Genomic DNA, 17,323 nt, shown 5'->3' on the forward strand with positions numbered 1-17,323 from the left:
TGCACGGGAAGCCTACCGGCTCCTAGGACGTCCCTCGGAGCTCAGGCGTTCCAGCTCCACTCGGCGACCTCGGGCAGGTCGGTGCCGTGCTCGCGGATCCAGGCGTGGTGGCGGGTGCGGGCGTCGGCCATCCGCTGGCGTACGGCCGTGGCGCGGACCGCGAGGCCCGGGACGCGGTCGATGACGTCCATGACCAGGCGGTAGCGGTCGAGGTCGTTGCGGACGACCATGTCGAACGGCGTGGTCGTGGTGCCGGCCTCCTTGTAGCCGCGCACGTGCAGGTGCTGGTGGCCGGTGCGGCGGTAGGCGAGGCGGTGGATCAGCCACGGATAGCCGTGGTAGGCGAAGATCACCGGCTTGTCGGTGGTGAACAGGCCATCGTACTCGAAGCCGCTCATGCCGTGCGGATGCTCCTCGCTCGGCAGCAGCCGGGCGAGGTCGACGACGTTCACGACCCGCACGGCCAGCTCGGGCAGGTACCGGCGGAGCAGGTGAGCGGCGGCCAGGGTCTCCTGGGTCGGGACGTCACCGGCGCAGGCCAGCACGACATCGGGCTCGGTGCCGTCCTCGGTGCCCGCCCACTCCCAGATGCCGGCGCCGCGGGCGCAGTGGGCGCGGGCCTCCTCCATCGACAGCCAGTCGAAGCAGGGCTGCTTGCCCGCCACGACGACGTTGACGTAATCACGGCTGCGCAGGGCGTGGTCCGCCACGGACAGCAGGGTGTTGGCGTCCGGCGGGAGGTAGACGCGGACGACCTCGGGGCTCTTGTTGAGGACGTGGTCGACGAAGCCCGGGTCCTGGTGGGAGAAGCCGTTGTGGTCCTGCCGCCACACATGGGAGGTCAGCAGGTAGTTGAGGGAGGCGATCGGGGCCCGCCAGGGCAGCCGCCGGGAGGTGCGCAGCCACTTGATGTGCTGGTTGACCATGGAGTCGACGATGTGCACGAACGCCTCGTAGCAGGAGAACAGCCCGTGCCTGCCGGTGAGCAGGTAGCCCTCCAGCCAGCCCTGGCAGAGGTGTTCGGAGAGGACCTCCATCACCCGGCCGTGCCGGTCCAGGTGCTCGTCCACGGGCAGGATCTCGTCCTGCCAGGTCTTGCCGCTGGCGTCGTAGACGGCCTGGAGCCGGTTGGAGGCGGTCTCGTCCGGGCCGACCAGGCGGAAGTCCCGGCGGTCGGCGGTGTCGCGCATGACCCGGGCGAGGAGGTCGCCGAGGACCCGGGTCGGCTCGTGCGTGGTCGTGCCCGGCTTGTCGACCGGGACGGCGAAGTCGTCCAGGGACGGGACCGGCAGGTCGCGGACGAGCAGTCCGCCGTTGGCGTGCGGGGTGGCGCCGAGGCGCCTGGTGCCGTCGGGGACGCAGGCGAGGACGTCCGCGACCGGGCGGCCCTCGGCGTCGAACAGTTCCTCGGGCCGGTACGAGCGCAGCCAGGACTCCAGTTGCCGCAGGTGCTCCGGGTTGTCGCGGACGCCGGACAGCGGCACTTGGTGGGCGCGCCAGGTGCCCTCGACCGGTGTGCCGTCGACCTCGGCCGGACCGGTCCAGCCCTTGGGGGTGCGCAGCACGATCACCGGCCAGTGCGGGCGCTCGGTCACGCCTTCCTCGCGGGCTGCGCGCTGTGCTTCGGCGATGCGGTCGAGCGCGGTGTCCATGGCCTCGGCCATCGCGCGGTGGACGGTGGCCGGATCGTCGCCGGCGACGTGCACCGGCTCGTGGCCGTAGCCGCGCAGCAGCGCGTCGAGCTCCTCCTGAGGGAGGCGGGACAGCACGGTCGGGTTGGCGATCTTGTAGCCGTTGAGGTGCAGGATCGGCAGCACGGCACCGTCGTGGACGGGGTCGAGGAACTTGTTGGCGTGCCAGGAGCCGGCGAGCGGGCCGGTCTCCGCCTCTCCGTCGCCGATCACGCAGGCCACCAGCAGGTCCGGGTTGTCGAGGGCGGCGCCGTAGGCGTGGGCGAGGGAGTAGCCGAGTTCGCCGCCCTCGTGGATCGAGCCGGGCACCTCCGGGGCGACGTGGCTGGGCACACCGCCGGGGAAGGAGAACTGCCGCATCAGCAGCTCCATGCCCTGCGCGTCCCGGGTCGCGTCCGGGTACTTCTCGCTGTAGCTGCCCTCCAGCCAGGAGTTGGCCAGGACCGACGGCCCGCCGTGGCCCGGGCCCCAGATGCACAGGGCGTCCAGCTCGCGCGCTTTGATCACCCGGTTGAGGTGGGTGTGGACGAGGTTCAGCCCGGGTGAGGTGCCCCAGTGGCCCAGCAGCCGCGGCTTGATGTGCTCGGGCTGCAACGGCTCGGTGAGCAGGGCGTTCGCCAGCAGGTAGATCTGACCGGCCGCCAGGTAGTTGGCGGCCCGCCAGTGGGCGTCCAGGGTGCGCAGTTCCTCGTCGGTCAGTGCGGTCCTGCTGTCCTGGCGCGGGGCCTCGGGCATGAGTGACTCCCTGGGTTCTGCGGGCGGACTCAGGAGGAGTACCAGTTTGTTCCGGCTCGATGCCAGGCGCCTCTCGGTCAAGTGCCGCCTCTCGGTCAAGCGCCGCCTCTCGGTCAAGTGCCGCCTCCCGCTCGGTGTCGCCGACGCCCGGGTAGGGGCGCGGGTCCCCGGCGACCGGGTGCCGGTCGTCGCCGGCCGGGCAGCTCCGGGTGAGACGGCCGCCGAACAGGACGGCGGTGGTCGCGGCGGCGCCCTCGTGCCCCGGGTAGTACGTCTGGAGCACCGCCCCGGTGCGGTCCTGGTCCTCGATGGCGTCCTCGTAGGCGAAGAGGACGACGTCCCGGGCGGCACGGGCGGCACGGGCGGCACGGGCGGCCTCCGCGACGTCCTCGGCCCGGATCGCGGCGGTGATCCGGCGCAGCCGGAACAGCTGACCGGTGTCCCCGCCGTGCGCGGTGATCGACGGCCGGTGGGCGCGCCCGATGCCGGCTTCATGGCCCCGCGGCGCACGGACAGGCCGTCGGCCGCGTGGGTGAGCAGGCCTCCCGTGAAGCAGTACTCGCTGGGTGCGGCCTGCTTCGACGTACTGCGCCTCGGTGTCGCAGGCGGGGTCGAGCGCGCTCGGCGGGAGGGGCTTGCCGAAGGCGTCCTCGCCGAGTGCGTGGGTCACCCGCGCGGCGCGCGACCGGATGGTGTCGAGAGGGCCGCCGGCGTGCTCGGGCCCGACGTGGGCGCAGCCCCCGCCGCTGACGGCCAGGCCCCGCTCGACTCCCCGTCGGACACCGCGGGCGGGGCGGGCGGGGTGGGCGGGCGATCCTCTGCCTACGGGGTCGCCCGCGCGGGCGGCCCCGTACCCGTTCTACGGCAGTGCGGCGGAGTGGAGCGCCGTCAGGGCGTCGGTCACGGCGTCGGTCACCGTGGCGGTCGCGGGGCCGAGGGCGTCGGGGCCGGGGCGTGTGACGGTCTCGTCGGCCCCGGGCTCGGCTTCCTCGCAGCACCCCACCTGTGCGTACCGCGTCTCGTACCGCTCCTGCGACGGGGGCTCGGACTTGCTGCGCGGCGGGCTGGGCGGGGCGTCGTCGTACGGCTGTCGCCCACGCTCCTTGCGGCTCTCCCGCGGCGTGTCCTCGGCCCGCTTCTCCCGGGACTCCCCCTGACCTCCGGGGGCGGCCACCGCTTCCAGTGCCCAGCGCTGCGCCCCGGATCCGTCGCGCCCGGTGACGATCACGTCCCGGCCCTTCCCGGGAGCGAGGGCCAGGCCCTTGCCGCCACGCGGCAGGAGTTCGCCGCGCACGGTCAGGTCGTAGCGGACGACTCCGGTGTGCACGAGGCAGCCGGCCAGGGCGACCGAGCCCTTGGCGGTGTCGGAGCCGAGGCACAGGGTGGGGTCGGCGGCGCTGCGCAGGACGCCGTCGTCCTGGTACGACCACTGCTGGGACCCGCCCGCGGAACAGGCGGCCAGCACGATGCGGGCGTCGGCCCGGATCCGGCCGCCCAGGACGTCGAGGCACAGGCCGGCGTCGAGGTTGCGCAGCCGGCCCCGGGCCACTTCGACGGGGGTGCCGACGGAGGCGGCCGCAGAGGATCCTCCGGATGAGGATGTCGCGGAGTCCGGTCCCACGGACGAGGGTCCCGCGCGGTCCGGGTCGACGGAGTGGCCGCTGACCACGCCCCAGGTGGCCTGCGGATCGGTGGTGCCGCCCTCGTCCGTCCAGCCCCGGGCGGCGAGCAGGGTCGCGAGCAGCACGAGGGAGGTCACCCCGACCGCGGCGGCCAGCGCCTTCGCGTGCCTTCTCGGCGCCCCCGGCCGGCCGGACGCCGACAGGGCGCGGGACCGGAGGCGATGGCGTCCGCCGACGGGCAGGGCCCCCTGGCCCTCGTCGCGGCCCGGCCGTGATGCGAGGTAGCGACGGGCGCCCCAGCCGAGCACCGTCTCGACGAGCAGGTCCTCCAGACCGCCCTCGAAATGGCTGAGTTGTTCGGCGGCGTGCCGGCAGTAGCGGCATGCCATGAGATGCCGCTGCACATCCGGCAGCAGCGCACCGCCGCGGCGCATGGGAACGTCCAGCAGGCGGTTGTAGTAGCGGCATTCCTGTGTGGGCGCGAGTTCCCGGTGCGCCCGTACACATCCGGACCGGAATTGCTCGCGTGCCTGCTCCAGGGCGGCCGACGCGGTGGCGGCATCCACCCCCAGCAGACCGGCCGGTACGGATATGGGCTCGGCCTCGACCTCCGTGTGCCAGAGCAGGCATTGGGAAGCCCCCGGAAGGGCCCGGAAAGCGCGCTCCGCGAGGCGTCGCCTTTCGGGTGTACGGGACCGGGCGGCGCGCAGGCCGCGCGCACCGACGGTTTTGCGGAGTTCCGGCAGCACTCCGGAAATGCCGTCGTCGGCGGCCCACTCCCCGACCGTCTCGCGGACGGCCGTGAGCAGCCGCGGGCGCAGGGCGCCGCCGCCCGGCCGGGCCAGTTCCCTGCGGAAGGCGGCAGCCGCCGCCATCGATGCGGAATCCTCCGAGGACGCCAGGCAGATCACGGCGTATTCGTAGACGGCCCGCCAGTGCCGCGCCAGCAACAGCGCGACGGCGCGCGGTCCTTCAGTGGGGTCGCCGACCCGGGCGAGGAGATTTCGGTCGGACTCCGCGGGTCCCGCTCCGGGTCGTGGCGGGTAGGGCGGGCGTGGGGGGTGGGGGGATTGCACGGAACCATTTCCTTCCAGCCGCAGAACGGCATGCGAATTGCGCGTCCGTCGGAAAGCAGGTGCGTGATTGGTGCATACCTATGCCGCGTCAGCTGCGGACTCGGCTGTGAGGCGGCTCACTTTCGCACATGCGACTGACTGGTAACAAGGAGTTCGGATGACCCGGATTCAAAACGCGGGGAATTCAGTTATGTTACCGGCGGTATCCGCACCGGCTTTCGAAAACCCGGCCGCCGCGGGCCGCAAGTTGTGTGCACGCAAGGGCGGTTGGTCCACGAAATCTCCAACTCCACAGCGCGCTCCCATGTGACTCTCGGTTCGCTCCCATCTCCGCGCGCCAGCATGGGCCGCATGATCGCCCCCCACCCTTCCGCCCCTGCCGCCCCCGCCCGCACCGTCCGCAAGGCGGTCGTCCCGGCCGCCGGTCTCGGCACCCGCTTCCTGCCCGCCACCAAGGCGACACCCAAGGAGATGCTGCCGGTCGTCGACAAGCCGGCCATCCAGTACGTCGTCGAGGAGGCGGCAGCGGCGGGACTCGACGACGTCCTGATGGTCACCGGCCGGCACAAGCGGGCCATCGAGGACCACTTCGACCACGCCTTCGAACTGGAGCAGGCCCTCGCGACCAAGGGCGACACCGTGCGGCTGGACGCGGTGCGCGACCCGGCGCGGCTGGCGAGCATCCACCACATCCGCCAGGGCGACCCGCTCGGCCTCGGCCACGCCGTGCTGTGCGCCCGCCGCCATGTCGGCGACCAGCCCTTCGCGGTCCTCCTCGGCGACGACCTGATCGACCCGCGCGAGACCCTGCTGAGCCGGATGCTCGACGTCCGCGACCGCCGGCTCGGCAGCGTGGTCGCCCTGATGGAGGTCCCGCCGGACCAGATCCACCTCTACGGCTGCGCGGCCGTGGAGCCGGCCGGCGAGGAGGACGTCGTCCGCGTCACGGGCCTGGTCGAGAAGCCGGCCCGGCAGCACGCGCCGAGTCGCTACGCCGTCATCGGCCGCTACGTCCTCGACCCGGCCGTCTTCTCCGTCCTGGAGCGCACCCCGCCGGGCCGGGGCGGCGAAATCCAGCTGACCGACGCCCTCCAGGAGCTGGCCGCGGGCGGCACCGTGCACGGAGTCGTCTTCAAGGGCCTGCGCTACGACACCGGCGACAAGGCCGACTATCTGCGCACGGTGGTCAGGCTGGCCTGCGAACGGCCCGACCTGGGGCCGGAGTTCGTCACATGGCTCAGGGGGTTCCTCGGGGAGCTGGACGGCGCGCGCCCCGGGCACCGGGACGTGGCGGCCTGACATGCGAAGGCCCCGGCACCCGGCCGGGGTTCCGCACACACGACAGCCTGATCAGCCGTTGGGCCGCAGGGTCCACACCACGGTCATCTCGCCGGTCACGGCGCCGTCGGCCCGCTGGATGGCGATGGTCACCGGGAACTCGGGGCGCTCACCGGCGTCGAGCTGGGCGACGACCTCGGAGGCCGGGCGGCCGAGGGTGGCCGTCGCGGTGACGGGGCCCATCGCCAGCTTCTTGTAGGAGATCTCGGCGCTGACGGCGAGCGGGACGGCACGCGAGAGCTGGTCGCCGAACGCGGCCAGCACGATCGCCCCGCTCGCGGACTCGCCCAGCGTGAACATCGCACCGGCGTGCGGGCCGCCCACGTGGTTGTGGTACTCACCCTGGTCCGGCAGCGACACCACCGCCCGCTCCGGCGAGGTCTCGAGGAACTCGAGGTTCAGGGTCCGGGCCATGGGCACCGTGGCGGCGAGCATCTCGCCGATGGACATCTGGTCTGCGCTCATGCCCGAATGTTACTCACGAGTAGAGACGGCTGACCAGGCCGGTGTGACGACCGCCGCATCGGTCCGCACCACATCCACACCGCCCTGTCGCCGGGTTGCTACGTCTCCGTCCACGGGCAGTGACCGAATCGTGTCCGGAGCGCGGCTAGGGTGACTGCCCATGTGGCCAGGACAGCAGCCGCCCGGGGGCGAGCAGAACCCGCAAGCGAGCAACCCGTACCAGCAGCCGGGGTACCAGCAGCCGAATCCGTACCAGCAGCCGGGGTACCAGCAGCAGCCCAACGCCTATGGGCAGCAGCCGCAGTGGGGCACCCCCGCGCCGGCCGGCGCACCGCAGCCCCCGCAGGGCGGAGGCGGCGGCAACCGGACGAAGCTGGTCGCGATCATCGCCGCCACGGCGGTGGTCGTGGCGGCCGGCGTCACCGGCTTCCTGGTGCTGGGCGGCGACAAGGACGACACGGCGGACGGCGGCAAGAAGGGCAAGGGCGGCACGACGTCGTCGAGCCCGTCGGCCGAGGAGCCGAGCGTCCCCGCCACGGGCGACAACCCCCGCGGCGGCGAGGAGGCCAAGCCCACGGTCAAGGGCTGGAAGGTCGTCATCAACCCCAAGTGGGGCACGGCCTTCGACGTCCCGGCGGACTGGGAGGTGGCCTCCCCGACCTCGTCCGTCTTCTTCGAGGACGAGAAGTCCGACGACGGCAAGCCGCTGATCCTCATGTCGGCACCGGCGTTCTACAAGTCCAAGTGGTGCACGAGCGACGACAACAAGGACGGCAGGAGCGAGACCGAGTCACTGGCCGGGGCGGGCACCAAGGGCGCCGACGGTGCCAAGAACACCGACGAGGTCGCGGTCAACCAGGTGGCCTGGTGGGTGTACGGCGGCTACACGCAGCCGGACAAGAAGAGCGTCAAGACCGACGACAAGGCCAAGCCCTACACCACCGCCTCGGGCGTGAAGGGCAGCGTCGCCTGGGCGCACTCGGAGAACACGCCCGACACGGGCAAGTGCGCGAGCGACGGCAAGGCGGTCACGTTCGGCTTCAAGAACTCCGCCGGCGACTTCGTGGCGTGGAGCTTCTTCGGCGCCAAGGGTGTCAAGGGCGAGGTGCCCGAGAAGACCGTCTTGAAGATCCTCAGCACGGTCCGGCTGCACGGCGAGCCGACCGGCGGCTGATCCGGAAACGGAACGGGCCCGCCCCTTGCGACAGGGGCGGGCCCGGCTCACCGGAGCATCGTGACGGGCGTCAGCCCTTCAGGTACCCGCGGTAGACCCAGCGCCCCGAGATGGAGTCCTCGCCGACACGGCAGCTGCCGATGCAGACCCAGGGGTTCCCCGAGGAGTTGGTGCAGTCCCAGTAGGCGTGCACCTCGTTGTTCTTGTAGACGTAGTCGACCACCCTGGCGTTCGCCGAGAAGCTGGAGTGGACCGCCGCCTTCTCCTTGACGACCACGTAGTCGTGGGATGTCGGCTGGCACTTGAAACCGGCCGCCGAGGCGGAGCCCGCACCCATGAGGGGCAGCGCGGCACCGATGAGTACCGCCGTGGCCAGCAGCGTCGCAGAACGCTTCCGCATTGATTTCCTTCCTTGGGAACCGTGTCGGTCCTGGGGGTGGCGAACAAGTCGCGGACATGACACGACAAGAGCAAGATCAATTTATCGGTGCGTCACAACGGCGCGCAAACCGTTTGGCGACAGGGGCCCCGGGCGGGGATAGTCGCCCGGTGACGTCCCCGACCGCCTCCTCTCCGAGCCCCCGCCGACCCTCCTGGGCGGGCCGCAACTACTCCCTGCTGACCGCCGCCGCGGTCGTCACCGGTCTGGGCAGCCACGGCGCCCTGGTCGCGGCGGCGTTCGCGGTCCTCGAAGCAGGCGGCGACGGCGGCGACGTCGGCCTGGTGGCGGCGGCGCGGACGCTGCCTCTGGTGCTGTTCCTGCTGATCGGCGGCGCGGTCGCGGACCGGCTGCCCCGGCACCATGTGATGGTCGCGGCCAACGTCCTGAACTGCCTCTCCCAGGCCGCCTTCGCCGCGTTGGTGCTGGCCGGGGAGCCCCGGCTGTGGCACATGATGCTGCTCGCCGCGCTCGGCGGTACCGGCCAGGCCTTCTTCGGACCGGCCGCCGAGGGCATGCTGATGTCCTCGGTCGAGGGCGAGCACGCGGGCCGCGCGTTCGCCGTGTTCCGGATGGCGATGCAGGGCGCCGTCCTCGGCGGTGCCGCGCTCGGCGGCGCCATGGTCGCTGCGATCGGGCCCGGCTGGGTGCTCGCGGCGGACGCGGCGGCCTTCGCGCTCGCCGGGGCGCTGCGGGCCTTCCTGGACGTCGGCCACATCCCGCCCCGCGCCCCGGGCGGCGGCCTGCTCGCCGACCTGCGGGACGGCTGGCGCGAGTTCGCGGGCCGACCCTGGCTGTGGGGCATCGTCGTCCAGTTCTCCATCGCCAACGCGGTCGTCGCCGCCGCGGACGCGGTCTACGGCCCGCTCGTCGCCCGCGACCACCTCGGTGGTGCGGGCCCCTGGGGACTCGCCCTGGGCGCGTTCGGCGCGGGCACCGTCGCCGGCGCCCTGCTGATGACCCGCTGGAAACCCCGTCGGCTGCTCCTCGCCGGCACCCTCTGCGTGTTCCCCCTGGCCCTGCCCTCGGCCGCCCTCGCCGTCCCGGTGCCGATCGGCGTCCTGTTCGGGGTGATGTTCGTCGCCGGGGCGACGGTGGAGGTGTTCGGCGTGTCCTGGATGACGGCACTGCACCAGGAGATCCCCGAGCACAAGCTCTCCCGCGTCTCGGCGTACGACTGGTTCGGCTCCGTCGCGCTGGTCCCCCTCGCCACGGCCTCGGCCGGCCCGGCCGAGGAGGCCTTCGGCCGCACGGCGGCCCTGTGGGGTTGCGCCGGCCTGGTCGTCCTGGTCACGGCGGCCGTGCTGTGCGTACCGGACGTACGCAATCTGCGCCGCCGGACCACACCGGTGGCCAAGGGCGGCATCGCGCACGCGTCAGCCGATGCCGAACGCCCCGTCGGGGGGCTCGGGTGACGGCACGGCGTCCTCGTCCCGCACCGCCCGCGCACCGCCGATGAACTCCCGCAGGGCGACGCCGTGTTCGACCCGTGCGGGGAAGGCGTCGGCGGCGGTGAGCCGGGCCAGGGCGACGACATCGACCGGCTGATGACCGGCGACGAGCACGGCGTTCCCGAACCGCCGCCCGCGCAGCACCCCCGGCTCGGCGATCAGCACCAGCTCCTCGAAGACGGTGGCCAGCGTGGCGAGTTGCGACCGCAGGAAGCCGAAGGGAGCTGCGTCGGGGAGATTGGCGAGATAGACCCCGCTCCCCCGCAGCACCCGGGCGGCCTCACGGACGTAGGTGACCGATGTGAGGTGGGCCGGCACCCGCGACCCGCTGAAGACGTCCGCGAGGAGAACGTCCGCCGAGGCCGCGGGAGCGTTCTCCAGCCAGCGGCGCGCGTCCGCCGCGTGCAGGGCGATGTCCGCGCCCTGGGGCAACGGCAGATGCCCGGACACCAGCTCCAGCAGCCCCCGGTCGGCCTCGACGACGTCCTGCCGCGACCCCGGCCGGGTCACGGCCACGTACCGCGGCAAGGTGAACGCCCCACCCCCGAGATGCACCACGTCCAGCGCCCGCCCCGGCTCGGCCACGACGTCCAGCACATGCCCGAGCCGCCTTGTGTACTCGAACTCCAGATGCGCGGGGTCGTCGAGATCGACGTAGGACTGCGGCGCCCCGTCCACGGTCAGCAACCAGGCCCGTTCCCGATCGATGTCGGGCATCAGCTTGGCGGTGCCGTGATCGGTGATCCTGGCCACGGGAATGGGATCCTTCACCCCGCCATTGTGCAGGGGGCGATCGCCCTTCAGGGGCGCGGGGAACTGCGCGACCAGCCACAACGGTCCCGCAGTCCCCCACGACCTCAGCCCACCACGGTCACGGTCCCCGCCCCGACGGTCCGCCCACCCTCACGGATGGCGAACCCGAGCCCCGCCTCCAACGGCACGTCCCGCCCCAGTTCCACGGTCATGGCAACGGTGTCGCCGGGCCGGGCCACCGCCACCTCGTCCAGGTCGACCACCCCCACCACATCCGCGGTCCGAATGTAGAACTGCGGCCGGTACCCGGAGGAGACGGGCGTCGTCCGCCCGCCCTCACGGGCCGACAGGACGTACACCTGCGCCGAGAAACGCCGCCGCGGCTTCACACTCCCCGGCGCCGCGACCACATGGCCCCGCCGCACGGCATCCCGCGGCACCCCTCGCAACAGCAACGCCACGTTGTCCCCGGCCTGCGCCTCCTCCATCGGCTTCCCGAAGGTCTCCAGCCCCGTGACCACCGTCTCGACGGAGGCCCCGAGCACCTCGACCCGGTCACCGACCCGCACCACACCCCGTTCGACCGCTCCGGTCACCACGGTCCCCCGCCCGGTGATGGTCAGCACGTTCTCGACGGACAACAGGAACGGCGCGTCGACATACCGCTCCGGCATCGGCACGTACGTGTCCACCGCGTCGAGCAGCGCCTCGACGGACGCCGTCCAGCGCGGGTCCCCCTCCAGCGCCTTCAGGCCGGAGACGCGCACGACGGGTACGGAGTCACCGCCGTAGCCGTGCGCGGTGAGCAGGTCGCGGACCTCCAGCTCGACCAGGTCGGTCAGCTCCTCGTCCCCCGCGTCGGCCTTGTTGAGGGCGACCACGATGTGGTCGACGCCCACCTGCCGGGCGAGCAGGACGTGTTCGGCGGTCTGCGGCATGATCCCGTCGAGCGCGGAGACGACGAGGATCGCCCCGTCGAGCTGGGCGGCGCCGGTGACCATGTTCTTGACGTAGTCGGCGTGGCCCGGCATGTCCACGTGCGCGTAGTGCCGGGTGTCGGTCTCGTACTCGACGTGCGCGATGTTGATGGTGATGCCGCGCGCCGCCTCCTCGGGCGCCCGGTCGATCCGGTCGAACGGCACGTAGGCGCCGCTGCCGCGGTCGGCGAGGACCTTGGTGATGGCGGCCGTCAGTGTGGTCTTGCCGTGGTCGACATGACCCATCGTGCCGATGTTGAGATGCGGTTTCGTGCGGACATAAGCCGTTTTGGACATGGCTGTACCTCGAAGCGTCGGATCAGCGAAGAAGGAAAGGGACCCCGAGGACCTGCCCGACCCTCCCCTTGCGGGGTCCGCCGGACGAACCGGAGAGGGTCAGCTTCGGGCGCCGTCTGTCACGGCCGGGAGATCGGCGACGGCAGCCTTCGAGGCATCCGTGACCACGGATGCTGCGAGGGCGAAGGCGTGCCGGAACATGTCGTCGATCATTGCCGACGCTTTACCGCACGTCGAATGGTTTTCGGTTGCCTGCGCGGGGGGTTGCGCACGGCGACCTGTGACGCTCGTGAGACGAACCATACGGCGATCACACACATTTGTCGGTTAGTGTCACCGGATGCTCGATGCCACCACCCGCTCTGGGGGCACCGCCACGGCCTCTCCCCGGGCCACCGCCGCGGAGCTCGCCGTCGCCGTACCCCCGGCAACGACCGTCTCACCCGCCGTACCGACCCGTTTCGCCGCCCGCTGCACGAGAGTTCTGCTGTCCCCGTGGTCGCGGCTGTCCCTGCTCGTCGTGCTGCTCGCCGCGGGCGCGAGCGGGGTGCTGCTGTTCGAGCCGCAGCGGCTGCTGACGGAGGGCTGGCCGCCGCAGCTCGGCGGAGCCGCGGCAGCCGCGGTGTTCGCGGTGGCGTACGGCGTGTGCACCGTGGCGTTCGTGCCGAGGCCGCTGCTGAACCTCGCGGCGGGCGCCCTGTTCGGATCGCAGCTCGGTATCGGCGTGGCTCTGGCCGGCACGGTGCTCGGCGCCGGAATCGCCTTCTGCCTGGGCCGGGCGCTGGGCCAGGACGCCCTGCGCCCGCTGCTGCGGGGGCGCTGGCTGAAGGCCGCGGACGGACAGCTCAGCCGGCACGGCTTCCGTTCGATGCTGGCGGTGCGGCTGTTCCCGGGTGTGCCGTTCTGGGCCGCGAACTACTGCGCCTCCGTCTCCCGCATGGGCCTGCTGCCGTTCCTGCTGGCCACGGGCCTCGGTTCGATCCCGAACACCGCCGCCTACGTCGTCGCGGGCGCCCGCGCCTCCGCCCCGACCTCTCCCGCGTTTCTGATCGCCCTGGCGTGCATCGCCCTGCCCGCGCTGGCGGGCGTGGTGGTGGCCTGGCGCAAGCGGCACCAGCTGCGCCGCCTCTGACGCGCCGTCACACCTGCCCGGCTCAGACCCGTTCCAGCACCATGGCGTTGGCGAGTCCGCCCGCCTCGCACATGGTCTGGAGCGCGTACCGGGCGCCTCGTTCCCGCATCGCGTGCACCAGCGTCGTCGTCAGCCGGGTGCCGCTCGCGCCGAGGGGATGCCCGAGCGCGATGGCCCCGCCGTGCACGTTGACCCGGGCGAGGTCGGCGCCGGTCTCCTGCTGCCAGGCCAGTACGACACTGGAGAACGCCTCGTTGACCTCGAACAGGTCGATGTCGTCGAGGGTCAGCGAGGCCCTGCGCAGCACCTTCTCGGTCGCCGGGATCACGCCCGTGAGCATCAGCAGCGGGTCGGAGCCGGTGACGGCGAAGCTGTGCAGCCGGGCGAGCGGGCGCAGCCCGAGCCGGGCCGCCGTCTCGCCGGAGGTGATGAGGACGGCGGAGGCGCCGTCGTTGACGGGGCTGGCGTTGCCCGCCGTGACGTTCCACTCGATCTGCGGGAAGCGCTCGGCGAAGCCCGGGTCGTGATAGGCGGGCTTGAGCCCCGCGAGGATCTCGGGGGTGCTGGAGGGCCGCACGCACTCGTCGCGCGCGAGGCCCTCCAGCGGCGCGACCTCGGCGTCGAAGAGCCCGCCCTCCCAGGCCGCGGCGGCCTTGCGGTGGGAGGAGACGGCGAAGGCGTCCATCTGCTCGCGGCCGATCGACCACTTCGCGGCGATCAGCTCGGCACTGATCCCTTGCGGAACGAGCCCCTCCGGGTAGCGTTCGGCGACTCCGGGACCGAAGGGATCCTTGCCCTCGGGCACGTTCGACCACATCGGCACCCGGCTCATCGACTCGACCCCGCAGGCCACGACCAGGTCGTATGCGCCCGAGAGCACGCCCTGCGCCGCGAAGTGCACGGCCTGCTGGGAGGAGCCGCACTGGCGGTCCACGGTGGTCGCGGGCACCGACTCCGGGAAGCCGGCGGACAGCAGCGCGTAGCGGGTGGTGTTCATGGCCTGCTCGCCGACCTGGTCGACGGTGCCGCCGATGACGTCGTCGATCAGCGCCGGGTCGATCCCGGACCGCTCGACGAGGGTGCGCAGGGTGTGGGCGAGGAGCTCCACCGGGTGGACGTGCGCCAGGGCGCCGTTCGGTCTGCCCTTGCCGATCGGGGTGCGTACGGCTTCGACGATGACTGCGTCACGCATGTGCGGGCCTCCACGACTACTAGTGAGTAGGAAATCCGAACTCACGGTAGCCCGACGGGTTGGAAAATCCAACCCTCTTCTAGACTGAGACCCATGGCCGCCCGCAAAGACCCGCGCCCCTGCTCCATCGCCGAGACCCTCGCGCTCGTCGGCGAGAAGTACTCCCTGCTCGTGCTGCGGGAGGTGTGCCTGGGCAACGGCCGGTTCGACCAGCTGGTGCGCAACATCGGCGCCCCGCGCGACATCCTGGCCACCCGGCTGCGCCGGCTCGTCGACGCCGGGATCCTGGCCAAGCACCTCTACAGCGAGCGCCCCCAGCGCTTCGAGTACCGGCCGACCCAGGCGGGACTGGAGCTGGAGCCGGTGCTGCTGACCCTCATGGCGTGGGGCGACCGCCATCTCCAGGCGGACGGCGACCGCCCGATGATCCTGGAGCACTCCTGCGGCCGGGCCCTCGCCCCGGCCGTCACCTGCCGCGCCTGCGGCGACGAGGTGCGCCACGAGGACCTCACGGCCCGCCCCCAGTCGCCCGGCTGGACGGTGACCGGACCCACCGCGGCCTGATCGCCGCTGGTCGGCGGCGGCTACCAAACCCCTGTGTCCGGGCGGCCTTCCGGGGGCGCTACGCTTCCCCCTCGGCACACACGATCCCCCGTTCATCGCGACGGCGGCCCGGTGCGCCCGTCGTCCGTTCCACGATCGGCACTTGGACTCCGCTACCTCATGTCTTGGTTCGAATCACTCATCCTCGGACTCGTCCAGGGGCTGACCGAGTTCCTCCCCGTCTCCTCCAGCGCCCACCTGCGGCTGACGGCGGCCTTCTCGGGCTGGGAGGACCCGGGTGCGGCCTTCACGGCGATCACGCAGATCGGCACCGAAGCAGCCGTGCTGATCTACTTCCGCAAGGACATCGGGCGGATCATCTCGGCGTGGACGCGCTCGCTCACGAACAAGGCGCTGCGCAGCGACCCCGACGCCCGGATGGGCTGGCTGGTCATCGTCGGCTCGATCCCGATCGGTGTGCTCGGCGTGACGCTGAAGGACCAGATCGAGGGACCGTTCCGCGATCTGCGGATCACCGCGACGATGCTGATCGGCATGGGCATCGTCCTGGGCATCGCCGACCGGCTCGCGGCCCGCGACGAGAGCGGCGGCAAGCACCGCGCACCCAAGCAGCGCAAGGCCCTTGAGGACCTCGGCGTCCGGGACGGCCTGATCTACGGCGTCTGCCAGGCCATGGCGCTCGTCCCGGGCGTCTCCCGCTCCGGCGCCACCATCAGCGGCGGCCTGTTCATGGGCTACAAGCGCGAGGCCGCGGCCCGCTACTCCTTCCTGCTCGCCATCCCCGCGGTACTCGCCTCGGGCCTGTTCGAGCTGAAGGACGCCACGGAGGGCGGCCATGTCTCGTGGGGTCCGACGATCTTCGCGACGATCATCGCCTTCGGGGTCGGATACGCGGTGATCGCATGGTTCATGAAGTTCATCTCGACTAAGAGCTTCATGCCGTTCGTCTACTACCGCATCGCGCTCGGCATCCTCATCATCGTCCTGGTCAGCATGGGTGCCCTGAGCCCCCACGCGGCCGAGTCGGCGGGCTGAATCCGGGGCCGTGTGACCCGGGTCTCGTGACCAACCGCATAGCGATCGGGTAGCCGTCCGGTAGCGGGCTGTCAGTGGCTGCACCTAGGCTTGTCCGCATGTCCCCCGATTTCGTGACCCCTGGTTCCGTGCGGTCCGCTGCCGCGGTCAACGAGGAGATCCGTGCGCTGTGGCAGCGCACGGGCGGCACCCTGTCGGCCGAGGAGCGCGCGGAGTACGAGCTTCTCGTCGTCGAATGGGCGGCCGCGATCCGAGGCGGCGTCGTCAAGGCGGCCTGAGCGGCCCCCGCAGTCCCCTTCCGACCCGTAACCACCCCCTTCAGGCGCGCAGCCGCGCCAGCACCTCGTCGTCGAGTTCGAAGGGCCGCTCCTCGGGCAACAGCCCCGCGGCCGCCTCCAGTTGCCCCGCCCGCACCAGCCCGTGGATCTCCGCGGCGAGCGGCGTGACGTCCTCGATCCCCACGATCCACTCGTCCGCGTACCGCGCTGCGGCCTCCCCCGCGAGCCCCAGCTGAAGCGACCGGTGCGGCAGCGGGTTGAGATGCAGGTCCCGTTCCGGATCCCACTGCACCCGCGCGGGCGCCTGCCTCAACTGCCGCTTCCAGGCGGCCTGGTCGCCGTGCAGGGCGGGGACGTGGTGGGACAGGCAGGCGTTGCGCAGCACCCACAGAAAGCCCTCACGGTCGATCTCGATCGCCAGGACCGTCTCCTGACCCTCCTTGGTGCCCCAGCCGCAGCGGTACATCATCCACAGGAACGACGGCTTGATCCATGTCATGCGCTCCCGCTTCCAGGTGGCCGGGAAGCGGCCGTGGCGGGCGGCGGGGCCGCCGATCTCCGGGCGGTAGGCCTGATAGACGGTGATCGTGGACCCGCTGTGGCGGGCGCGCACCTGGTATTTCGGTTCGTTTTGATCCTTCACGAGGGACAGGCTGGGCCCCGGCGCCCCGCCTCGGCCACCGAATATCACTCACGCACGGCTCTTGGCCCGGCCCCCGCCATGCCCAACACTGAGCACCTGATCGTCAACCGGCGGGTGCGCTTCGGGATCTGGGAGCAGGACACCGGCGACACGGCCGAGGTCCAGGCCGACTACGTCAATCCCATGGCCACCGCCGGGCCCGCTCCCGACTTCGTGTGCGGCGGCCGGTACGCCTTCGCGCTGCTGCGCACGGACGACGGCTGGCGGCTGAGCGAGGTGGTCGTACGGGAGAAGTGGCGGCGCCTTCCCGAGCCGCGGACGGCACCTGTGATCAACTGACCCGGCGCCCTGTCCCAGGCCGTGTCCGCACAGCCCCGTCGTCCGCCCGGAGGGGCGGGCGGGACCTTGCGGGCACGGCCTGGATCGTCCGCAGGGCGCACACTGGAGGCACCGCGGGGTAG

16 protein-coding genes are annotated in these 17,323 nt (G+C 72.0%); 8 read left to right on the forward strand and 8 right to left on the reverse strand.

Annotation, left to right across the window (positions count from 1 at the left end; translation table 11 throughout):
* Positions 1–41: 41 nt before the first annotated feature.
* Positions 42–2,426: a phosphoketolase family protein gene (locus AB0G20_RS31880; RefSeq protein WP_361308384.1), complete on the reverse strand. Its 2,385-nt coding sequence runs from the start codon at positions 2,424–2,426 to the stop codon at positions 42–44.
* Between the two features lie 859 nt (positions 2,427–3,285).
* Positions 3,286–5,124 carry a ricin-type beta-trefoil lectin domain protein gene (locus tag AB0G20_RS31885; protein ID WP_361308386.1) on the reverse strand — a complete coding sequence of 613 codons (1,839 nt, stop codon included), beginning with the start codon at positions 5,122–5,124 and terminating at the stop codon, positions 3,286–3,288.
* 351 nt (positions 5,125–5,475) lie between these two features.
* On the opposite strand from AB0G20_RS31885, the gene galU reads away from it, so the two are divergent.
* Entirely contained in the window at positions 5,476–6,423 is a 948-nt protein-coding gene (galU, locus tag AB0G20_RS31890; RefSeq protein ID WP_361308388.1) for a UTP--glucose-1-phosphate uridylyltransferase GalU, read from the forward strand.
* A gap of 51 nt (positions 6,424–6,474) precedes the next feature.
* Here the strand turns inward: galU and AB0G20_RS31895 are convergent, their stop codons facing one another.
* Positions 6,475–6,912 (reverse strand): DUF4442 domain-containing protein, encoded by a 438-nt coding sequence (locus AB0G20_RS31895; RefSeq protein WP_361308528.1) that lies wholly within the window; start codon positions 6,910–6,912, stop codon positions 6,475–6,477.
* Positions 6,913–7,087: 175 nt separating this feature from the next.
* Between AB0G20_RS31895 and AB0G20_RS31900 the strand changes: the two genes are divergently transcribed.
* Positions 7,088–8,101, forward strand: coding sequence for a hypothetical protein (locus AB0G20_RS31900; RefSeq protein WP_361308390.1), 1,014 nt, complete (start codon positions 7,088–7,090; stop codon positions 8,099–8,101).
* A gap of 70 nt (positions 8,102–8,171) precedes the next feature.
* Here AB0G20_RS31900 and AB0G20_RS31905 read toward each other — a convergent pair whose 3' ends face one another.
* Entirely contained in the window at positions 8,172–8,501 is a 330-nt protein-coding gene (locus AB0G20_RS31905; RefSeq protein ID WP_361308392.1) for a hypothetical protein, read from the reverse strand.
* Between the two features lie 149 nt (positions 8,502–8,650).
* On the opposite strand from AB0G20_RS31905, the gene AB0G20_RS31910 reads away from it, so the two are divergent.
* Positions 8,651–9,955 (forward strand): MFS transporter, encoded by a 1,305-nt coding sequence (locus AB0G20_RS31910; RefSeq protein WP_361308394.1) that lies wholly within the window; start codon positions 8,651–8,653, stop codon positions 9,953–9,955.
* On the opposite strand, the gene AB0G20_RS31915 is transcribed toward AB0G20_RS31910, so the two are convergent.
* Positions 9,917–10,762 (reverse strand): fused MFS/spermidine synthase, encoded by an 846-nt coding sequence (locus AB0G20_RS31915; protein ID WP_361308396.1) that lies wholly within the window; start codon positions 10,760–10,762, stop codon positions 9,917–9,919. The two genes, AB0G20_RS31910 and AB0G20_RS31915, sit on opposite strands and share 39 nt — an antisense overlap.
* A gap of 86 nt (positions 10,763–10,848) precedes the next feature.
* A complete protein-coding gene (tuf, locus tag AB0G20_RS31920) occupies positions 10,849–12,018 on the reverse strand; it encodes an elongation factor Tu (RefSeq protein ID WP_361308398.1) in 1,170 nt (389 codons plus the stop codon).
* 340 nt (positions 12,019–12,358) lie between these two features.
* Between tuf and AB0G20_RS31925 the strand changes: the two genes are divergently transcribed.
* Positions 12,359–13,150: a TVP38/TMEM64 family protein gene (locus AB0G20_RS31925; protein ID WP_361308400.1), complete on the forward strand. Its 792-nt coding sequence runs from the start codon at positions 12,359–12,361 to the stop codon at positions 13,148–13,150.
* A gap of 22 nt (positions 13,151–13,172) precedes the next feature.
* Here AB0G20_RS31925 and AB0G20_RS31930 read toward each other — a convergent pair whose 3' ends face one another.
* Positions 13,173–14,342 (reverse strand): thiolase family protein, encoded by a 1,170-nt coding sequence (locus tag AB0G20_RS31930; RefSeq protein WP_361308402.1) that lies wholly within the window; start codon positions 14,340–14,342, stop codon positions 13,173–13,175.
* A gap of 93 nt (positions 14,343–14,435) precedes the next feature.
* On the opposite strand from AB0G20_RS31930, the gene AB0G20_RS31935 reads away from it, so the two are divergent.
* From AB0G20_RS31935 to AB0G20_RS31945, 3 genes are all read left to right on the forward strand, one after another.
* Positions 14,436–14,906: a helix-turn-helix domain-containing protein gene (locus AB0G20_RS31935; RefSeq protein WP_361308404.1), complete on the forward strand. Its 471-nt coding sequence runs from the start codon at positions 14,436–14,438 to the stop codon at positions 14,904–14,906.
* Positions 14,907–15,065: 159 nt separating this feature from the next.
* Positions 15,066–15,941: an undecaprenyl-diphosphate phosphatase gene (locus tag AB0G20_RS31940; protein WP_361308406.1), complete on the forward strand. Its 876-nt coding sequence runs from the start codon at positions 15,066–15,068 to the stop codon at positions 15,939–15,941.
* A gap of 98 nt (positions 15,942–16,039) precedes the next feature.
* Positions 16,040–16,219, forward strand: coding sequence for a hypothetical protein (locus AB0G20_RS31945; protein WP_361308408.1), 180 nt, complete (start codon positions 16,040–16,042; stop codon positions 16,217–16,219).
* A 40-nt stretch (positions 16,220–16,259) separates the two neighbouring features.
* Here the strand turns inward: AB0G20_RS31945 and AB0G20_RS31950 are convergent, their stop codons facing one another.
* The gene (locus AB0G20_RS31950) at positions 16,260–16,862 is read right to left on the reverse strand and encodes a DUF4291 domain-containing protein (RefSeq protein ID WP_361308410.1); all 603 of its coding nucleotides are present in this window, start codon (positions 16,860–16,862) and stop codon (positions 16,260–16,262) included.
* A gap of 78 nt (positions 16,863–16,940) precedes the next feature.
* Between AB0G20_RS31950 and AB0G20_RS31955 the strand changes: the two genes are divergently transcribed.
* A complete protein-coding gene (locus tag AB0G20_RS31955) occupies positions 16,941–17,201 on the forward strand; it encodes a nuclear transport factor 2 family protein (protein WP_361308412.1) in 261 nt (86 codons plus the stop codon).
* Positions 17,202–17,323: the final 122 nt, after the last annotated feature.

This window comes from Streptomyces sp. NPDC024017 (assembly GCF_040638895.1).
GTDB lineage: Bacteria > Actinomycetota > Actinomycetes > Streptomycetales > Streptomycetaceae > Streptomyces.

What these genes read in the sequence shown, in the direction of transcription:
- AB0G20_RS31930 (WP_361308402.1), bottom strand. Translation starts at nt 14,342, where the DNA reads ATGCGTGACGCAGTCATCGTCGAAGCCGTACGCACCCCGATCGGCAAG.
- tuf (WP_361308398.1), bottom strand. Translation starts at nt 12,018, where the DNA reads ATGTCCAAAACGGCTTATGTCCGCACGAAACCGCATCTCAACATCGGC.
- AB0G20_RS31905 (WP_361308392.1), bottom strand. Translation starts at nt 8,501, where the DNA reads ATGCGGAAGCGTTCTGCGACGCTGCTGGCCACGGCGGTACTCATCGGT.
- AB0G20_RS31955 (WP_361308412.1), top strand. Translation starts at nt 16,941, where the DNA reads ATGCCCAACACTGAGCACCTGATCGTCAACCGGCGGGTGCGCTTCGGG.
- AB0G20_RS31880 (WP_361308384.1), bottom strand. Translation starts at nt 2,426, where the DNA reads ATGCCCGAGGCCCCGCGCCAGGACAGCAGGACCGCACTGACCGACGAG.
- AB0G20_RS31900 (WP_361308390.1), top strand. Translation starts at nt 7,088, where the DNA reads ATGTGGCCAGGACAGCAGCCGCCCGGGGGCGAGCAGAACCCGCAAGCG.
- AB0G20_RS31895 (WP_361308528.1), bottom strand. Translation starts at nt 6,912, where the DNA reads ATGTCCATCGGCGAGATGCTCGCCGCCACGGTGCCCATGGCCCGGACC.
- AB0G20_RS31945 (WP_361308408.1), top strand. Translation starts at nt 16,040, where the DNA reads ATGTCCCCCGATTTCGTGACCCCTGGTTCCGTGCGGTCCGCTGCCGCG.
- AB0G20_RS31935 (WP_361308404.1), top strand. Translation starts at nt 14,436, where the DNA reads ATGGCCGCCCGCAAAGACCCGCGCCCCTGCTCCATCGCCGAGACCCTC.
- AB0G20_RS31940 (WP_361308406.1), top strand. Translation starts at nt 15,066, where the DNA reads ATGTCTTGGTTCGAATCACTCATCCTCGGACTCGTCCAGGGGCTGACC.
- AB0G20_RS31925 (WP_361308400.1), top strand. Translation starts at nt 12,359, where the DNA reads ATGCTCGATGCCACCACCCGCTCTGGGGGCACCGCCACGGCCTCTCCC.
- galU (WP_361308388.1), top strand. Translation starts at nt 5,476, where the DNA reads ATGATCGCCCCCCACCCTTCCGCCCCTGCCGCCCCCGCCCGCACCGTC.